The organism is Kineobactrum salinum, assembly GCF_010669285.1.
GTDB classification, from domain to species: Bacteria; Pseudomonadota; Gammaproteobacteria; order Pseudomonadales; family Halieaceae; genus Kineobactrum; species Kineobactrum salinum.
Genome location: NZ_CP048711.1, coordinates 2,512,362 through 2,529,416, shown reverse-complemented (window position 1 = coordinate 2,529,416; position 17,055 = coordinate 2,512,362). Strand labels below are relative to the sequence as shown.

Below are 17,055 nucleotides of genomic sequence, written 5' to 3'. Positions count from 1 at the left end.
CATGCTCACCGAGCAGCAAATCGCCGACGCCGCTGAACAACTGCACGAGGCCGAGCGCCAGCGCGTACAAATCCCGGCCCTGACCCTGAGCTACCCCGACATGGATCTGGGCGACGCCTATCGCGTGCAGAAGCATTGGGTGGATCAAAAAATCGCCGCGGGCGACAAGGTCATAGGCTACAAGATCGGCCTGACCTCACGGGCCATGCAGATGGCGGTCAATATCGACACCCCCGACTACGGGGTACTGCTGGATCACATGCTCTATCCCAACGGCGGCACCATCAGCGCGGGTGACTTCACCGACCCGCGCATCGAGGTGGAATTCGCCTTTGTATTGCGGCAACCGCTGTTCGGCGAGAACGTCACCGTGGAGCAGGTGATGGCGGCCACCGACTACGTTGTGCCCGCGCTGGAGCTGATCGCGGCCCGCAGCTATCGCACCGACCCGAACACCGGCTACACCCGCAAGGTATTCGACACCATCGCCGACAACGCGGCCAACGCCGGCATCATTCTGGGCGAGTCCCGCATCGACCCAAACAGCGTGGACCTGCCCTGGGCCGGTGCCGCGCTCTACCTCAACGGCGAGATCGAGGAGACCGGCCTGGCGGCGGGCGTGATGGGCCACCCGGCTCACGGCATCCGCTGGGTGTGCAAGCGCTTTGCCCCCTGGGGCATAGGCCTGGAACCCGGCCAGGTAATCCTGGCCGGCTCCTTCACTCGCCCGGTGGCAGTGCGTGCCGGGGACCGCATCCGGGCGGACTACGGCCCGTTCGGTGAAATCAACGTCACTTTCCAATAGAACCGGGATACCGCATGCAACTGCCCATCAATAAATTCAAACGCGCCCTGGCCACCGGCCGGCCCCAGTACGGGCTGTGGCTGGGCCTGCCGGACAACAGCGTGGCGGAAATCGCCGCCGGCGCGGGTTTCGACTGGCTACTGATCGACCACGAACATGCCCCCTTCGAACTGCGCGACATCATGGGCCATTTGCAGGCCATGGCTCCCTACTCCGTGGCTCCCATCGTGCGGCCGGTAGAGGGCAGCCCGGCGCTGCTGAAGAAGCTGCTGGACATCGGCGTACAGAGTTTCCTGGTCCCGATGGTGGACAGCGCCGCCCAGGCCCGGGCGCTGGTAACGGCCCTGCGCTACCCGCCTGAAGGAAAGCGCGGGCTGGGCACTTCCATGGCACGCGCCGCCGGCTGGAATCGCGTGCCCGACTATTTGCACAAGGCCAATGAGGAAATCTGCCTGATCGTGCAGGTGGAAACCACAGACGCCATGACCAACCTGGACGAGATCCTGGCCGTGGAGGGGGTGGACGGTGTATTTATCGGCCCCTCCGACCTGTCCGCCTCCATGGGGCATATCGGCGACGCCGGCCACCCGGACGTCGTGGCAGCCATCTCCGACGCGCTGTCACGCATCAAGGCGGCGGGCAAATACGCCGGCCTGTTGTGCCTGGACCCCAAGCTGGTGGACAACTATATCGCCCAGGGCGCGGACTTTGTCGGCATCGGGGTGGACACGATGATTCTGGTTCAGGGGATGCAACGGGTGTTGCAGCAACGGCCGGGGGAGACCGATACCAACCCGGCGCCCCAGGCGGGTTACTGAAGCAGGTGCCTGTCAGGGCTTGCTCGTCACGGATGGTCATGCGAGTAGTGCGGATCATCGGGCGACCGGCCGTACCCGTCGGTCCGCTCGCCCGGATCACCCCGATCACCCGACTCGTAGCCGATGAGGAAACCGAGCACGACGCCCATAAAAAACGCTGACATCAGGTGGCCGAGGGTCCAGCGCCGCGGCGCCTTCGTGCCTCGGGGTGATTTCTGCGCCGACCGCTTCTGTTTGTGCCTGGACGTGTTGCTCATTTGCTCCCCCGGGAAACCTAGCAATTAACCATACATTATCTCCACACCACTTGGGAGCACAGCTCAAGCCAGCACTTCCACTCTCTCAACCAGGCGAAAGTGGGAAAGCTGCCAATTTACTGGCCGCCAGCGGGGGCTGCGGTAATAACCCTAATAACTCGATGTCAGCACCAACCGCCGCGCACCACCGTGGTCCCGGTGTTCGCAGAGGTAAATCCCTTGCCAGGTACCCATGTTGAGCTGGCCGTTGGTAATGGGTATGGAAACACTGCTTCCCAGCAGACTCGCTTTCAGGTGGGCGGGCATGGCGTCGGGGTTCTGTAAGCGACCGGGCCTGCCAAAAAAAGAGTCAGGGAAATCGGTTCGCCTGTGGTTCCAGACACCGGGACCCAGCGGCGCAACCCGGCTCGCCCTTGTCAAAAACCACCTCCCAGCGTTGCTCGCCGCGGCGGCGCCAGATGGTATTGAAGGTCGCCACGCACTCGCCCTCGGGATTCAGCACCGGGCCGCTGCTGTGGGCCAGCGTCCCGGAGGCGAGCACCACTACCCGGGCGGGGCACCACGAGAAGGGCGGCTTTTCGCCCTCGAAGTAAGTCCCCCACTCTTGCGCGACCGCGACCTTGCCATGCAGCACTGTCGCCCCGGAAAAGAATACCGCCTCCTCCGCCAGGAAGGACTGGAAGGCGGCAAAATCCCGCGCGGCCATGCTCGCCGCGAAGCGCTGTTCGGCCTCGATGACCTGCTGCTCAAGTCGCGACAGTTTCTCCGCCGGTTCGCTGCCCGCCGCCGGAGCCACACACAGGGCGGTGACAAGCAGAACCGGCACCACCCAGGCCAGGACCGGCTTCATGATGATTGCCTCCGTGCATCCCTGATGAACATGGCGGTACCTCGCATATCCACCTCGAACAATTCGGTGGCGCGAATCAGGTCGCCATGGGCGTGGCGGACATTGACCATGCCGTGGGCAGCGAGCTCCCCCAAAACCCCCTCAATGGCGTTGTGACTGACGTTATCACAGTCGATAAGAAGTGCTACCCGCTTTTGTTCCGCCATTGCTCACTCCCGATTGTCTGCAAAAGTACAGGTGGCTGTCTCAAGGTTGTGACCTAAAAAGGTTTAAATAATCCTTGAATACAAAGAGACGATTGCGGCGCTGACCGGTGACTTCGACCAGCACCTCAAATGAAACCATGTCGGCAATCAACGATGCTGCCGTATTTGTCGATGCGCCAATAATATCAGTCGCCCATTTCACATCGACAACGGGCTGTGCATAAAGGTGCCGCATGAGGTGGTGGGCGCTGTCCTGGCGGCGCGCACTGAAGCGCGGCAACACGTCCCTTTCAATACGCTGCTTCAAGTCGATAACCGCGCGGAACACCGATGCCGAGGCGCGAGCGGTTTCTTCTATACCGAACAGGAAGAAAACCAGCCATTCGCGCAAGTGGTCACCGTGGCGAACGGCCATCAAATGATCCACATAAGCGGTCTTGTTGCGTTCAAAATAGTCCGATAGGTAAAGCGCGGGTTTGTGCAAGAGCCCCTCGGAGGCCAGATAGAGTGAAATCATCAATCGCCCTAGCCGGCCGTTACCATCCAAAAAGGGATGGATGGTTTCAAATTGGTAATGTGCGATTGCGATGCGAATCAGTGGGTGCACAAAAAAATCCTGGACGTGCAGAAACTTCTCCAGATCACTCATCAGCTCGGGTAGGTGATCATGGTGAGGGGGCACAAAAGCAGCATTTTTCAGGCTGACACCGATCCAGTTCTGACTGATGCGAAATTCGCCGGGCTGCTTGTGTTCACCACGCGCACCTTGCATCAATTCGGCATGAGTTTGACGCAGCAAACGTGTTGACAGGGGCAGCGTCGCTAAAGACGCTATAGCGAAGTTGATCGCCCGAATATAGTTCTGGACCTCCGTCCAGTCGTCCCGCTCCTCCGGCTTCAGATCATCGGCATCCTTGAAGGCATCTTCGATATTGGTCTGAGTTCCCTCGATACGACTGGACTGAGTGGCCTCCTTCGCTACGTGCATGCGAATAAAAAAATCGATGTCGGGGATCAGCTGACTGAAGGCATTCAGCTCGCCCAACGCACGGTCGGCACGACCCAGCAAATCCGTCAGCTCAGGATCAGAGATGATCCATTCGTGAGAGACGGGCTCGGGCAGAAACGCCTTGTACTCATAGCGATTTTCGTAGCGGCCTGCCTTGAAGTCTGCGATATTCATATGTCAAAAACTGGCCTTATTCTGATATACCATGAATCATATGTCAGGATAGAACATGGACACAAGTCTTATGTCAGAAATTTACGTTTTTTTGACATTTCCTTGTGCTTATGTCAGGACCACGGCTTCGCCATCAGTGGGAAGGAACCCCTGGTGGGCGAGGGTGCGACTAAGCAGGTCCAAAGCTCGCCAAAACCTATGCCCCGTTCGGCCAGGCGGCGTTGGTTGAGGGATTGGCCCTGCACCAGGTGATTTGGGGGAAGCTTGCGCAAGCCAACGACCTAATAACTCAACGTCAGCACCAGCCGCCGCGCGCCACCGTGGTCCCGGTGTTCGCAGAGGTAAATCCCTTGCCAGGTGCCCATATTCAACTGGCCGTTGGTAATGGGTATGGAAACACTGCTTCCCAGCAGGCTCGCCTTGAGGTGGGCCGGCATGTCGTCGGGACCTTCCTGCGTGTGCCGATAATAGGGCGCATCCTGCGGCACCATCTCATTGAAGTGACTTTCAAAATCATGGCGCACGGTGGCATCCGCGTTTTCATTGATGGTCAGGGAAGCGGACGTGTGCTTGATAAATACGTGCAGCAGTCCGGCTCCTGTTGCGCCGAGATCGGGCAGCGCCGCTGTTACTTCGTCGGTAACCAGATGAAAGCCGCGCGAGCGCGCACGCAATGTGATTTCGGTTTGTTTAATTGGCATGAGCGACTACCGGAGCTGACTATCCTTGCTGCCTCTTCGGTTATAGCCGGCGTAAAGTACTTGATCCTGGTCAATATTCTCCTGGCATGGCACACATCGCCTGATGCCCGGGATTGCCTTGCGGCGGGGCTCGGGGATTGCGGTACCGCATTCCTCACATTTAAACGCACTCTCGCCCTGAGGTAGCCGGCTGCGTGCCCGCTTTACCTCGTCCTCCAGGCTGGCATCGATCTGCTCCTGGACCGCACCATCTTTGGCAAAACCTCCGGCCACGAAAGTCTCCTCGTTGATCCCACTGCCCTAATCATAGCACCCGGAGCAAATCTCGGGCACAAAGAGAGGGTCACCCCACTGCAACGCCCTTTTTGGCGAGGATGGCCAACCAGCGGCAATCAGACTGCGCTGGTCGCGCGCCGCGAGTATGCCAAACCCAGGCTCAAGACCAGCAGGGCGAGCAGCGACAGCGCCCAGGGATTGTTGAGCGGGATCGCAGAGGGCGCTCCAACGAGCACGGTACCCGGCCCATAGACGAAAAAGTCCTGCGGTAAGGTCAGGTCAGTCCCGGAACTGAAGGTAGAGACAACAACCTGGTAGCGCTGGCCAGCCACCAGCTCCATCTCCACGATGGGGCAGCGGGCCGGAAGAGTATTGGTTGAATGGCAACTTACAATGGTGACAGGCAGGTCGCCGAGAGTTGAGCCAGTTGCAGATCCAAAGGACGAGACCTCGCCAATCTGGTTCCCATGATCGTCGTTGTAACTAGCCAGACCGTCACCTGGTTGCAAAGGATCGAAGCTGCCTTCGTAGACCAGCAGGACGGTGTCGACCGGTGAGGCCGTCTGCCCAAAAACATAGGAGCCACTCACCGAGGGCGTGAAAAACTGGGTGGTGAAATCGAAGGCAGTGGGGCCTGTGGTGAAAGGGTCGCCATCTACAAATATATCTCTGAAATTGTTGATGCCCAGGTTGGAAAGGTTGACGCTCATTACCTCAACTGTGGCGTTGTTATCATCAAGGGTAAATTCAGTCAGAATATCGGGGTCCTGTGCCTGCACAGCAACACCTGCCAGCAGTACCGAGGCAACAATAGCTGATGCCCACTTGCGCAGCGATCGGTTTGGGCCTGGTCCGGCAGGGTGTGGGGGCAAGTATCGGGTCATCGTGTCACCAGTTTGTTGGTTGTTGTGGAACCCGGTAAGCTACAGAACCACACACTGGTGTCAAGCAGCCGGGAGGGACTGCCCCGGAGCGGGACCAGTGAGCAGCCTCAGCCGCCCACCGAAGCATAGCTGCGCCCCGGACTATTCTCGCCTGACATCTCCACCAGATAATCCTCGTAGCTGCCCTGAAAATCCACCAGCTCGCGGCCTTTGATCTCGATAACCCGGTTCGCCAGGGAGGAGACGAATTCACGGTCGTGGCTGACAAAGATCAGCGTGCCGTCGTAGTGTTCCAGCGCCAGGTTGAGGGCCTCGATGGCCTCCATGTCCAGGTGGTTGGTGGGCTCATCGAGGATCAGGACATTGGCATCGGTCATCATCAGCTTGCCAAACAGCAGGCGATTTTTCTCGCCGCCGGAGCAGACCCGAGCCTTCTTCTTGAAGTCATCGGAGGAAAACAGCAGGCGGCCCAGGGTGGCGCGGACGATCTGGTCGTCATGACTGGGCTTGCGCCACTGGCTCATCCAGTCGAACAGGTTGAGGTCGCTGGCGAAATCTTCCGTGCTGTCCTGGGGGCAGTACGCGACCGTGGCATTCTCCGCCCACTTGACCGTGCCCGCCACAGGTTGCAACTCATTGAGCAGGCAGCGCAGGAAGGTGGTCTTGCCGGCGCCGTTCTCGCCGATGATGGCCAGCCGGGTGCCGGCCTCCAGCAGCAGGTTGCCGCCGCTGAACAGCGGCTCGCCGTCGTAGCCGTGGCCCAGGTTTTCCAGCACCAGGGCCTGGCGATGCAGTTTCTTGTCCTGGCGGAAGCGGATGTAGGGACTCATCCGGCTCGAGGCCTTGACTTCGTCCAGCTTGATCTTGTCGATCTGCTTGGCCCGCGAGGTGGCCTGCTTGGCCTTGGAGGCATTGGCGGAGAAGCGGCTAACGAACTGCTGCAGGTCGGCGATCTGGGCAGACTTCTTGGCGTTCTCGGACTGCAGACGCTCGCGGGCCATGGTCGAGGCGGTCATGAAATCGTCGTAGTTGCCGGGGTACAGGCGCAGCTCGCCGTAGTCGATGTCGGCCATGTGGGTGCAGATGGCGTTGAGGAAGTGACGGTCATGGGAAATGATCACCATGGTGCTCTTGCGCGCGTTCAGCACCCCTTCCAGCCAGCGAATGGTGTTGATGTCGAGGTTGTTGGTGGGCTCGTCCAGCAGCAGGATGTCCGGGTCGGAGAACAGGGCCTGGGCCAGTAGCACCCGCAGCTTCAGGCCCGGCGCCACCTCGCTCATGGGACCGAAGTGCAGCTCCGTGCCAATGCCGGCGCCGAGCAGGAAGTCGCCGGCGCGGCTCTCGGCAGTGTAGCCGTCCATCTCCGCGAACAGGGTCTCCAGTTCCGCGACCTTCATGCCGTCTTCGTCGGACATCTCCGTCAGGCTGTAGATGCGGTCACGCTCCTGCTTCACCGCCCACAGCTCGGCGTGGCCCATGATCACAGTGTCGACGACCGAGTACTGCTCGAAGGCGAATTGGTCCTGATGCAGCTTGCCGATGCGCTCATTGGGCGAGATAGATACGTTGCCGGCGCTGGGTGCCAGGCTGCCGTCGAGGATTTTCATGAAGGTCGACTTGCCGCAACCGTTGGCGCCGATAAGGCCATAGCGGTTGCCGTCGCCGAACTTTACCGAGATATTCTCGAACAATGGCTTGGCGCCAAATTGCATGGTGACGTTTGCTGCGCTGATCACTGTGGTGTACCTGGGGGAAAATGGGTGGAGCGAGGTTTATACGCGAGAGGGCGCGAACTATACAGATTGCCGGGCGCCGAGTCGAGCATTGCCTTGTTGCTGTGTACCCCGATCGGCGGCAGCGGGTACCGGATATGCTATGGTAGAGGGCGTACCACCAACCCGGCCCCAAGGGCTGGCGAACCCGACCACCGGCAGCAGAAAGGCAATGGAGCAAGACGAGCAGACACAGCGTTATCAATTTGGCAGGAGGACCTGGTCCATTGCCATCGGTGTGGTACTCATGGTGTGTGCCTGTCTCTGGTACATGTTGCGGGATACCTCCAGCAACCTCCCCGATTTCTCCCGGTTTGAGCAGACCAGCGAACTTAAAACCGCGTTCTTTTCCTATCTGGAACCCATTGTAGAGCGGCAGAATGAAGCCCTGCGCGAGCAAAGGAGCGCGCTGAAGACAATAGCTGCAGAGTTTGAGGCCGATGGCAGCATCGGCCTTTACCACCGCTGGCGGCTCAACCGGCTCGCGGAGACCTACGGCGTACCCGAGGGGCTCGACACAGGGAAGACGATTCAAACCCTTCTGCTGCGTATAGACATTGTACCCCTGGAACTGGCGGCGGTGCAGGCGGCCAAGGAATCCGCCTGGGGCCGTTCCCGGTTTGCCGTCCAGGCCAACAACCTCTTCGGTCACTGGTGCTTTACTCCCGGCTGCGGCGTGGTGCCCAGCAACAGGGGCGCCGGACAGCACCACGAGCTGAAGGCCTATGATTCGGTGAGTGAGGCCATTGCCAACTACATGCTCAACCTCAATACCCACCCCAAATACCTCAAGTTTCGCCAGCTTCGGGCACAACTGCGGGAAGCTGAGGAGCGTCTGTCTGGCATGGCCTTGGCCGAAGGTCTGCTCTACTACTCCGAGCGCCGGGAGGCCTATATCAGAGAGATCAAGGCAATGATCGGGCAGTATCGGGAATTTACCAGCGAGACGGAGGGCAGAGCCCAGACATGATGCTTCGACTTTTGGCTTTACTGGTAGTTTTTTCCGCATTTCCATCGGTGCTTTCTGCCGCTGATCACGGCGTAATTCTGCTCTATCACCACGTCAGCGACTCCACACCGCCCAGCACCAGCGTGAGCCCCGGCCGCTTTGTGCAGCACCTGGATTACCTGGCGGACAACGGCTTCAATGTCATCCCCCTCGATGAACTGTTATCCAGGGGCCTGGCGGGTAAATCCCTGCCCGAAAACGCCGTCGCCATCACCTTCGATGATGCCTATATTTCCGTGTTTGCCGAGGCAGCCCCAAGGCTGGCCGAACGGGGCTGGCCCTTTACTGTGTTTCTCGCCAGTCAGCCACTCGATGACGAGGTGCAGGGCTACATGTCGTGGCGACAAGCGAAAGAACTGTTGGGGATGGGGGGTGACATCGGCGGACACTCCCACAGCCATGGTTACCTGGCGCGACGGCAAGCGGGCGAAAGCGACAGCCAGTGGCGCCAGCGGATGGAAACCGAGATCGAGAAGAACCGGCAGCGGATACAGGCGGAGCTGGGTGTGGAAGTTACCGCCTTTGCCTACCCCTATGGCGAATACAACCCCGCCCTCAAGAACATGCTGGAACAGCGTGGGCTTCACGGCGTTGCCCAGCAATCGGGCGCAGTGGGCCGCTACACAGATCCACTACAGGTTCCCCGCTTCCCCATTGCCACCGGCTATGACGAGATCGACCGCCTCAAGCAGGGAATCAACAGCCAGCCGCTGCCGGTAGTAGATGAGAAGCGCGACGACCAATCACTGCAACTGGAAGTGGCAAGTTCGGAACTCCCGACGATCACTTGCTTCTCTGCCCGCGGCGAAAGACTTCCCCTGGAAAAGATCGACGAGACCCGCTACCGGGTTGAGTTGCCACCGACCGAGGCCGGCCGGAACAAGGTGAACTGCACGGCACCCACGGGTGAGAATAAAGGGGAGTTTTACTGGCATTCCTACTTGTGGATCGGTGATTGAGGTTGACGCGGAGAGGTATTGCTGATGAAGCGGCCGGGCGACAATCGATTCAAACCATCACCGGCTGAATCTCGCCAACGATCTATAAACTCCCCTAGCGACGACGGGGAAGCTAGGAATACGGGAAGTCAAAGACAAGATCTGGCTTGTCAGCTTCATGGATTATGATCTAGGCTTTTTTGACCAGACTGAGAACAGGGTGGAGCCAGTAGGGGCTAATCCCTTTGCTCCAAAAGTGTCACCTATGTCCTCGGAATAAACTGGCTCTTCATCATTAACGGGGGACACCGGCATTCATTAAACTGATTTTGCGACGATCAATTTAATGGAGAATACCGATGTCCCTCGCAGGCAACATTCTAGGCATATCCGATCTGGAGGTCGAGCGGGTCGACCGCGATCGAGGTATTGAAGTCTACGCCAGGCCGACCAGCCGGCCGGCGTGCATCTATTGTCAGCACAAGGGGGTCAGGATCAAGGCCACCTACCAACGCACGCTCAAGCATACGCGCCAGGGGAATCAGGTGATGACGCTTCATCTGACGTGCCCCAAGTACCACTGCCCGCAATGCGGACGGTATTTTCGTCACCGCTTCAAGGGTGTTCGACCCCGTTTCAGAGCCTCGGAAGCGTTCCGGCTCGAGGTCTTTGAAGCCCACGACGGCGGTGTCACCCAGCGCAAGCTCACACTGACCCACAGCATTAGTCCTGACACCGTGGAGCGGTGGTATCAGAGCCACTGCCGTCTGCGGCGGTCTGAGAGGGCCAACAGGCCCTGCCCGAAGGTGCTGGGCATTGATGAGCACTTCTTTACCCGCAAGCGTGGCTACGCCACCACGCTGGTGGATCTCAAGCGCAACAAGGTGTTTGATGTGGTGCTCGGGCGCTCCGAAGCCAGCCTGGGGCGCTATTTGAAGGCATTACCCGGCCGAGACAACGTCCGGCTTATTGTCATGGATATGTCCGAAACCGACCGCGCCATTGCCCGACGATACTTCCCCAATGCGATGATCGTGGCAGACCGTTTCCATGTCATCCGGCTCGTGAATCAGCATTTTCTGAAGGCGTGGCAGGACCACGACCCCGAGGGCCGCTATCCGGTGCGTTTCGTGCCTCAACGCACCCTATGCCCTCGAGGCAGAACCGCCTGCATAGGGTGCGCTGACAAAGGAAGCGCACCATCGTGCCTGAGGGCTTCCATAACAAGATGGAAATGATGTCCAGGAGAGCTTACGGGTTCAGAAACTTTGAAAATTACCGACTGAGGGTCTTAACCCATTGTGGATGGGATGGCATCATCAACCGGGTTTAGTGAAAACCGGCCCATCCCCCGTTAATTGGGTAGAGCCGTGTCACCTATGTCCTCGGAATAAACTGTTACCTATGTCCCCGGAAAGGACCCATTGATAAATGGTCGGTGTGAGAGGATTCGAACCTCCGACCCCTTCCTCCCGAAGGAAGTGCGCTACCAGGCTGCGCTACACACCGATATTTTCAGGGGCGGCAAATATACCAGAGTCGCCCGGTGGAACCAATAGTCCCCCGCAACTGCTCAGCGGCGGGCGTCAGTAGATGCCGGCCCAGCGCGCCAGCAGCTGGCTGAACAGACTGAGGCCCACTACGATGACCATCAGTATCACCAGTAGCCGCAGCGGCCTGAATGGCTTGCGCTCCACGGAATTGATGCCGCGGCTGACGAAGGCGTCCACTTTGGCCTGGTCTTCCGGGTAGAGCCGGTTTTGTTGTTCCGGCTCAGACGGTGGCTGCGGCTGCGCCGGGGTTTGATCCTTCTGTTCGGTCATCAACGCACTCCCGTGGCAAAAACAGTATTTTCCCCACTTCGGCGGCAAAAGTCACCCACGGCGCGCCAAAGCTGGCACGCCTTCGCCAGGTATCAGCCCACGTCGAACAGCGCGGCGGGCATCTGCATCAGGTTGTCGGCACCGGACATCAGGGCCTGTTTATGGGACAGGGTGCGCGGCAGCAGCCGGTCGAAGTAGAAACGGGCGGTCATCAGCTTGGCCTGGTAGAACGAGGTGTCGCCCTCGGCGGCGGCGATCTTCTGCCGCGCCAGTACCGCCATCCGCGCCCAGAAATAGGCGAGGGTGACGTAGCCGCTGTACATCAGGTAGTCCACCGACGCGGCGCCGGCTTCGTCCGGATTCTGCATCGCCTTCTCGCCTATCTTCAGCGACAGCTGCAGCCACTCGTCCTTGTAGGCCTCCAGCACACTGATGAATTCGGCGTCAGCCGCATCGGCGTGCTCTTCGCAAAAGGCGCCGACGATGTCGGTAAAGCCCGCCAACAACTTGCCGCCGGAACCCAGCACCTTGCGTCCGATCAGGTCCAACGCCTGGATGCCGGTGGTGCCCTCGTACAGCATCGCGATACGTGCATCGCGCACGATCTGCTCCATGCCCCATTCCTTGATGAAGCCGTGGCCGCCGAAGACCTGCAGCCCCAGGTTGGCGGTCTCGTAGCCGGTTTCGGTGACGAAGGCCTTGGCGATGGGGGTGAGGAAGGCCAGCAGGTCATCCGCCGCCTTGGCCTGTTCCGGACTGCCCGCGTCGATCACGTCACCCTGCTGGGCCAGGTAGTACAGGAAGGCGCGGCTGCCCTCGACAAAGGCCTTCTGGGTCAACAGCATGCGCCGCACATCGGGGTGGACGATGATCGGATCGGCCGGGCCATCGGGGTTCTTGGGGCCGGTCAGGCTGCGCATCGCCAGCCGGTCGCGGGCGTAGGCCAGCGCACCCTGGAAGGAGAGTTCGCCGTGGGCCAGGCCCTGCACCGCGGTGCCGATACGGGCGGTATTCATGAAGGTAAACATGCAGTTCAGGCCGCGGTTGGGCGGCCCGATCAGATAGCCGGTGGCACCATCGAAGTTCAGCACGCAGGTCGCGGAGGCCTTGATCCCCATCTTCTTCTCGATGGAGGCGCAGTGCACTGCATTGCGCTCACCGAGGGAGCCGTCGGCGTTGACCTTGAACTTGGGCACAATGAACAGGGAGATGCCCTTGGTGCCGGGAGGGGCATCGGGCAGCCGCGCCAGCACGATATGGACGATGTTCTCCGCCATATCGTGGTCGCCGGCGCTGATGAAGATCTTGGTGCCACTGATCGCATAGGAACCATCCGCCCGCGGTTCGGCCTTGGAGCGCAGCAGGCCCAGGTCACTGCCGCAGTGGGCCTCGGTCAGGCACATGGTGCCGGTCCAGCTGCCCTCGATGAGGCGGGTGAGATAGGTCTGTTTCTGCTCGGAGTCGCCGTGCTCCTCGATGGTCTTGATAGCGCCGTGGCTCAGGCCCGGGTACATCAGCCAGGACCAGTTGGCGGTGCCGGCCATTTCATTGACTACGATACCCAGCAGGTTGGGCAGCCCCTGGCCGCCGTATTCAGTGTCCGCGGCCAGGGCGGGCCAGCCGTTGTCCACGAACTGGCGGTAGGCCTCGGGGAAGCCCCTGGGCGTGGTGACGCCGGCCTCGGTCCAGCTGCAGCCTTCTTCATCGCCGGACTGGTTCAGTGGGGCCAGCACGTTCTCGGCAAAGCGGGCGCCCTCGTCGACGATGGCATCCATCAGGTCCTGGCTGGCCTCTTCGTAGCCGGGCAGGCCCTGATACAGGGTTTCTGATTCCAGCAATTCGTTCATCACGAAGCGGATATCCCGCAGGGGAGCTTTGTAGGCTGGCATGGTGGTGTTCCTCAATGGGGAGGCAGCATGTTTTCGCTGTTCACATTCTGCTCAAATATCGGCCAAAGTCAATCGGCTTTTGCGTTATTTGCGATGCCCCGCTGCTGATGAGAGGGTCTATTACCAACCTGATGGGAACAGAAAGGGAAGCTGACCTCGGCGACTGCCGGAATAAATAGTAAGCGATTACTTACAATAAAAGACCAGAAATATCAATATGTTGTGCGGCCTCATCAGGACCATAGGGAAGGAGATGGGGAACCTCACCCAGCAGCGGGGCCGGCATGCGCTGGCGCAGGGCATCCAGGTTCTCGCGGTGGCAGGCCATCTCCGTGGGACCCGCCTGGTTGGCCACCCAGCCGGCCAGTTGCAGGCCGTCGGCCCGGATCGCCTCGGCCGTGAGCAGCGCGTGGCTGATACAGCCCAGCCGCATCGCCACCACCAGAATGACCGGAGTGCCCAGCGCGATGGCCACGTCAGCCAGGGTTTCCCGGGGCCCCAGCGGCACCCGCCAGCCGCCGGCACCCTCGATCAGCACGAAGTCGGCGCCGACACTGATCACACCGCGGCAGTAGCCGGCCAGCGAGGCGGCCCGCAACTGGCGTCCGGCCTGATGGGCGGCGATGTGGGGGGCGATCGCCGGCCCCAGCGCCACGGGGTTGACCTGTTCATAGGGCAGATCCAGCGACATCGCGGCCTGCAGCGCCAGCGCGTCTTCGTTGTGGCCGCGCTCGTCGCAGCCCGCCGCCACTGGCTTGCAGGCTGCCGTACTGAGACCCCGCGCCCGGGCCGCGTGCAGCAGCGCGCAACTGATCGCGGTCTTGCCGACCTCGGTATCGGTTCCGGTCACAAAGAATGCTTTGCTCACTGTTTCTCCAGGCGTCCAAAAATGACTTCGTAGGTGGCCGGCAGTCCGGCCGGTTCGCGATACTGCTCGTAGGCCTGCACCATGCCCGCCAGTTGCCGGCGGCTGGTGAGCCCGCCGGAGCGGCCGCTGTTCATGTTGTGCGCGCCCAGGGTCTTCAGTTCAGCCAGCAGGTCGCCGACCCGCGGGTAGCGCATCACCACGCGCTCGGTATGCCAGGCCAGGCGCACACCGGGCAGGCGTTCCACCGCCTGCTGCAGGGCCTCCCCGGGCATGAAGCTGTTGACGTGCTGGCCCGCATCCACCGCGGCCCAGGCAGCGCGCAACTCCCGCAGTGTCGCCGGGCCCAGCGAAGTGAACAGGCACAGCCCGCCCGGCCGCAGCACCCGGGACAGTTCCGCAAACAGCAGCTCGGGGCGGTAGCACCACTGGAAGGCCAGGCTGCTGTAGACCAGCGTCTGGCTGGCCGCGGCCAGCGGCAGCGCTTCGGCATCCCCGACTGCCCAGTTGGCGGCGCCGGGATGCCGGCTGCGGGCGTACTCCAGCATGCCCGCGGCGATATCCATGCCCAGATAGCGCGCGGCGGGGAAGCGGGCCTGCAGGCGTGGCTGGCAATAGCCGGTGCCGCAACCCAGATCCAGCACCGTGTCGGGGTCCCGGGACTCACGATCCAGCAGGGTCAGCAGACGCTCGCCCACATCGCGCTGCAGCGCCGCGACGCTGTCATAGCGCTGTGCGGCGCGGCTGAACGAGGCGGCGATATCGCGCTTGGCGACCGGGCTGGCCGCGGTGACCGTCGCCCGCCGCGGCAGCCTGGCATCGACAAACTGCCGCAGCGCTCGCGCTATCGTCGGCGCGATGTCCAGCGGCGCCGCATGACAGCCGGGACCCAGGCTCTGCACTTCTGCCTCGGCGTTGTCGGCCAGCAGGCTGGTCAGCGCCGGCTGCAACGCTGTTGGCAACAGTGCATCGGCGTCAACTAGCAGGTGCAACTGCGGCATATCCAGCCGCGCCAGCTGCGACCGCGTATCCAGCCGTGCCAGCCAGTCCAGGCCCCGTGCCAGGCTGGCGCCGCTGTGTTGGCCGCCGAGACCGGCCAACTGCCGCAGCAGGGCGCGTGGATTGCCGGCGCCGCTGGCCTGCAGCCCGTCAAAACGGCGCCGGGCCTGGGCCGGCCGAGCCTGCAGCGTATCGCGGAATGCCTGCAAGCTGTCCGCCGGCAGGCCGGGCCAGTGTGGCCCGGCGCAGAAATGGGGATTGCTGGCCAGCGTCACCAGCCCCGCTACCCGCCCGGGCGCCGCCGCAGCCAGCGCCGTGGCCACCTGCCCGCCCAGCGACCAGCCCAGGCAGATCGGACGCGGGGGCGCCACCGCCAGAATCTCCGCCACCAGTTCGGCCAGCGCGTCCTCCAGTGCCCCGGCCGGTGGTTGCCAGTCGACCAGCGTGACATTGGCCCAGTCGCGCAGGCCGGCCAGCAGCGGGCGCCAAACCTCGCGTTCGCTGCCCCAGCCATGCAGCAACAGCAATTCCTGCCGGGCGATGCCGGAGGCGGGCAGATACTCGACGCCGGTCACCGCTTCAGGCATGGGGCCAGCAGTCCGCCAGCGTCTGCAGCAGTTGCTCCAGCTGCGCCGGCGTATGGGCGGCGCTGAGAGTGATGCGCAGGCGCGAAGTATCCGCAGGTACAGTGGGCGGGCGAATCGCGCTGACCAGGATGCCGCGTTGCCGCAGCGCCTCGCTGATCCCGACCGCGGCCCGCGCATCCCCGACCAGCAGCGGCTGGATCGCGCTGCCGGAGTCCATCAGCGGCAGTTGCAGTGCCTCGGCGCCGCGCCGGAACTGGCCGATCAGCGCCGCCAGGTGGTCGCGGCGCCAGGCCTCCTCGCGCAGCAGGGTCAGCGCGGTCAGGCTGGCCGCCGCCACTGCCGGCGGCATCGCGGTGGTATAGATGTAGTTGCGGGTGCTCTGGATCAGCGCTTCGACCAACAGTTCGCTGCCAGCGATAAAAGCACCGGCGGTACCCAGAGCCTTGCCCAGGGTCGCCATCAGTACCGGCACCTCGGGCTCGCCGAGACCGGCAGCCTCGACACTGCCGGCGCCGGTCGGCCCCAGCACGCCGAAGCCGTGGGCGTCGTCCACCATCAGCCAGGCCGGCCGCTGTCGGCAGACCCGGGCCAGCTCCACCAGCGGCGCGCTGTCGCCATCCATGCTGAATACGCCGTCCACCGCCACCAGCGCAGGCCCGGGCGCCTGCGCCAGCCTGCGGGCCAGCGCGTCGCAGTCATTGTGCGGAAAACGTCGGAAGCGGGCGCCACTGTGCAGGCCACCGTCCAACAGGGAGGCGTGGTTAAGCCGGTCCTGCAAGACCGTGTCACCGGGCTGCAACAGCGCCTGCAGCACGCCGGTATTGGCCGCGTAGCCACTGGAAAACAACAGCGCCCGCTGGCGGCCGGTGAATTCCGCCAACGCCTGCTCCAGCTCCCGGTGCGGGGCGCTGTGACCACAGACCAGGTGCGAGGCCCCGCTGCCGACGCCATAGCGCCGGGCTGCCCGGCACAGGCTCTCCACCACCCGCGGGTGGGCAGCCAGCCCGAGATAGTCATTGCTGCAAAAGTTCAGGTACTCGCGCCCGGCCAGCTGTATCAGCGGGCCCTGAGCAGACTCCAGGGTCAGGCACTGGCGGTACAGGCCTGTGGCACGGCGCTGGTCCAGCACCGCGCCCAGGCGTTGCCGGAAAAGGTCCACTGGCTGACCTGGTGTCATCTCATCTCTCTTTTGC

The 17,055-nt window shown here is 62.0% G+C and carries 20 protein-coding genes and 1 tRNA gene; 6 read left to right on the top strand and 15 right to left on the bottom strand.

Annotated elements, in window-relative coordinates; all coding sequences use genetic code 11:
• Position 1: 1 nt before the first annotated feature.
• Both hpaH and hpaI read left to right on the top strand, forming a co-directional pair.
• Positions 2–805 carry a 2-oxo-hept-4-ene-1,7-dioate hydratase gene (gene hpaH, locus G3T16_RS11040; RefSeq protein ID WP_163495314.1) on the top strand — a complete coding sequence of 268 codons (804 nt, stop codon included), beginning with the start codon at positions 2–4 and terminating at the stop codon, positions 803–805.
• A 14-nt stretch (positions 806–819) separates the two neighbouring features.
• Complete coding sequence (hpaI, locus tag G3T16_RS11035; protein WP_163495313.1) at positions 820–1,623, top strand: 4-hydroxy-2-oxoheptanedioate aldolase; 804 nt, start codon at positions 820–822, stop codon at positions 1,621–1,623.
• Positions 1,624–1,649: 26 nt separating this feature from the next.
• Here the strand turns inward: hpaI and G3T16_RS11030 are convergent, their stop codons facing one another.
• The 9 genes from G3T16_RS11030 to G3T16_RS10990 all read right to left on the bottom strand — a co-directional run bounded on the left by G3T16_RS11030 (position 1,650) and on the right by G3T16_RS10990 (position 7,716).
• A complete protein-coding gene (locus G3T16_RS11030; protein WP_163495312.1) occupies positions 1,650–1,880 on the bottom strand; it encodes a hypothetical protein in 231 nt (76 codons plus the stop codon).
• A 150-nt stretch (positions 1,881–2,030) separates the two neighbouring features.
• A complete protein-coding gene (locus G3T16_RS23370) occupies positions 2,031–2,300 on the bottom strand; it encodes a YjbQ family protein (RefSeq protein WP_232059039.1) in 270 nt (89 codons plus the stop codon).
• Entirely contained in the window at positions 2,230–2,730 is a 501-nt protein-coding gene (locus tag G3T16_RS11020; RefSeq protein ID WP_163495311.1) for a YybH family protein, read from the bottom strand. Before G3T16_RS11020 ends, G3T16_RS23370 begins: the two co-directional genes overlap by 71 nt.
• Complete coding sequence (locus G3T16_RS21115; RefSeq protein ID WP_197911645.1) at positions 2,727–2,936, bottom strand: PIN domain-containing protein; 210 nt, start codon at positions 2,934–2,936, stop codon at positions 2,727–2,729. The genes G3T16_RS11020 and G3T16_RS21115 overlap by 4 nt, the downstream gene beginning before the upstream one ends.
• 40 nt (positions 2,937–2,976) lie before the next feature.
• Positions 2,977–4,119 (bottom strand): Fic family protein, encoded by a 1,143-nt coding sequence (locus tag G3T16_RS11010; protein WP_163495310.1) that lies wholly within the window; start codon positions 4,117–4,119, stop codon positions 2,977–2,979.
• 281 nt (positions 4,120–4,400) lie between these two features.
• Positions 4,401–4,820: a secondary thiamine-phosphate synthase enzyme YjbQ gene (locus G3T16_RS11005; protein WP_163495309.1), complete on the bottom strand. Its 420-nt coding sequence runs from the start codon at positions 4,818–4,820 to the stop codon at positions 4,401–4,403.
• Between the two features lie 6 nt (positions 4,821–4,826).
• Positions 4,827–5,093 carry a DksA/TraR family C4-type zinc finger protein gene (locus tag G3T16_RS11000; RefSeq protein WP_163495308.1) on the bottom strand — a complete coding sequence of 89 codons (267 nt, stop codon included), beginning with the start codon at positions 5,091–5,093 and terminating at the stop codon, positions 4,827–4,829.
• A 119-nt stretch (positions 5,094–5,212) separates the two neighbouring features.
• The gene (locus G3T16_RS10995; RefSeq protein ID WP_163495307.1) at positions 5,213–5,875 is read right to left on the bottom strand and encodes a hypothetical protein; all 663 of its coding nucleotides are present in this window, start codon (positions 5,873–5,875) and stop codon (positions 5,213–5,215) included.
• Positions 5,876–6,087: 212 nt separating this feature from the next.
• Positions 6,088–7,716, bottom strand: a complete 1,629-nt coding sequence (locus G3T16_RS10990) for an ABC-F family ATPase (RefSeq protein WP_163495306.1) — start codon at positions 7,714–7,716, stop codon at positions 6,088–6,090.
• Between the two features lie 208 nt (positions 7,717–7,924).
• Between G3T16_RS10990 and G3T16_RS10985 the strand changes: the two genes are divergently transcribed.
• The 4 genes from G3T16_RS10985 to G3T16_RS23090 all read left to right on the top strand — a co-directional run bounded on the left by G3T16_RS10985 (position 7,925) and on the right by G3T16_RS23090 (position 11,032).
• The gene (locus G3T16_RS10985) at positions 7,925–8,722 is read left to right on the top strand and encodes a glucosaminidase domain-containing protein (protein WP_163495305.1); all 798 of its coding nucleotides are present in this window, start codon (positions 7,925–7,927) and stop codon (positions 8,720–8,722) included.
• Between the two features lie 47 nt (positions 8,723–8,769).
• Complete coding sequence (locus G3T16_RS10980; RefSeq protein WP_163495304.1) at positions 8,770–9,720, top strand: polysaccharide deacetylase family protein; 951 nt, start codon at positions 8,770–8,772, stop codon at positions 9,718–9,720.
• A gap of 338 nt (positions 9,721–10,058) precedes the next feature.
• Complete coding sequence (locus G3T16_RS10975) at positions 10,059–10,937, top strand: transposase (protein ID WP_197911644.1); 879 nt, start codon at positions 10,059–10,061, stop codon at positions 10,935–10,937.
• A complete protein-coding gene (locus G3T16_RS23090) occupies positions 10,928–11,032 on the top strand; it encodes a hypothetical protein (RefSeq protein WP_197911643.1) in 105 nt (34 codons plus the stop codon). The genes G3T16_RS10975 and G3T16_RS23090 overlap by 10 nt, the downstream gene beginning before the upstream one ends.
• Positions 11,033–11,131: 99 nt before the next feature.
• Here G3T16_RS23090 and G3T16_RS10970 read toward each other — a convergent pair.
• The 6 genes from G3T16_RS10970 to bioF all read right to left on the bottom strand — a co-directional run bounded on the left by G3T16_RS10970 (position 11,132) and on the right by bioF (position 17,039).
• Positions 11,132–11,208, bottom strand: a tRNA-Pro gene (locus G3T16_RS10970).
• Between the two features lie 77 nt (positions 11,209–11,285).
• Positions 11,286–11,522, bottom strand: coding sequence for a DUF3094 family protein (locus tag G3T16_RS10965; RefSeq protein WP_163495303.1), 237 nt, complete (start codon positions 11,520–11,522; stop codon positions 11,286–11,288).
• A gap of 92 nt (positions 11,523–11,614) precedes the next feature.
• Positions 11,615–13,411, bottom strand: coding sequence for an acyl-CoA dehydrogenase C-terminal domain-containing protein (locus G3T16_RS10960; protein WP_163495302.1), 1,797 nt, complete (start codon positions 13,409–13,411; stop codon positions 11,615–11,617).
• Between the two features lie 190 nt (positions 13,412–13,601).
• Positions 13,602–14,279: a dethiobiotin synthase gene (gene bioD, locus G3T16_RS10955; protein WP_163495301.1), complete on the bottom strand. Its 678-nt coding sequence runs from the start codon at positions 14,277–14,279 to the stop codon at positions 13,602–13,604.
• Positions 14,276–15,862 carry a malonyl-ACP O-methyltransferase BioC gene (bioC, locus tag G3T16_RS21105; protein ID WP_197911642.1) on the bottom strand — a complete coding sequence of 529 codons (1,587 nt, stop codon included), beginning with the start codon at positions 15,860–15,862 and terminating at the stop codon, positions 14,276–14,278. The genes bioD and bioC overlap by 4 nt, the downstream gene beginning before the upstream one ends.
• A complete protein-coding gene (gene bioF / locus G3T16_RS10945; RefSeq protein ID WP_163495300.1) occupies positions 15,855–17,039 on the bottom strand; it encodes an 8-amino-7-oxononanoate synthase in 1,185 nt (394 codons plus the stop codon). Before bioF ends, bioC begins: the two co-directional genes overlap by 8 nt.
• Positions 17,040–17,055: the final 16 nt, after the last annotated feature.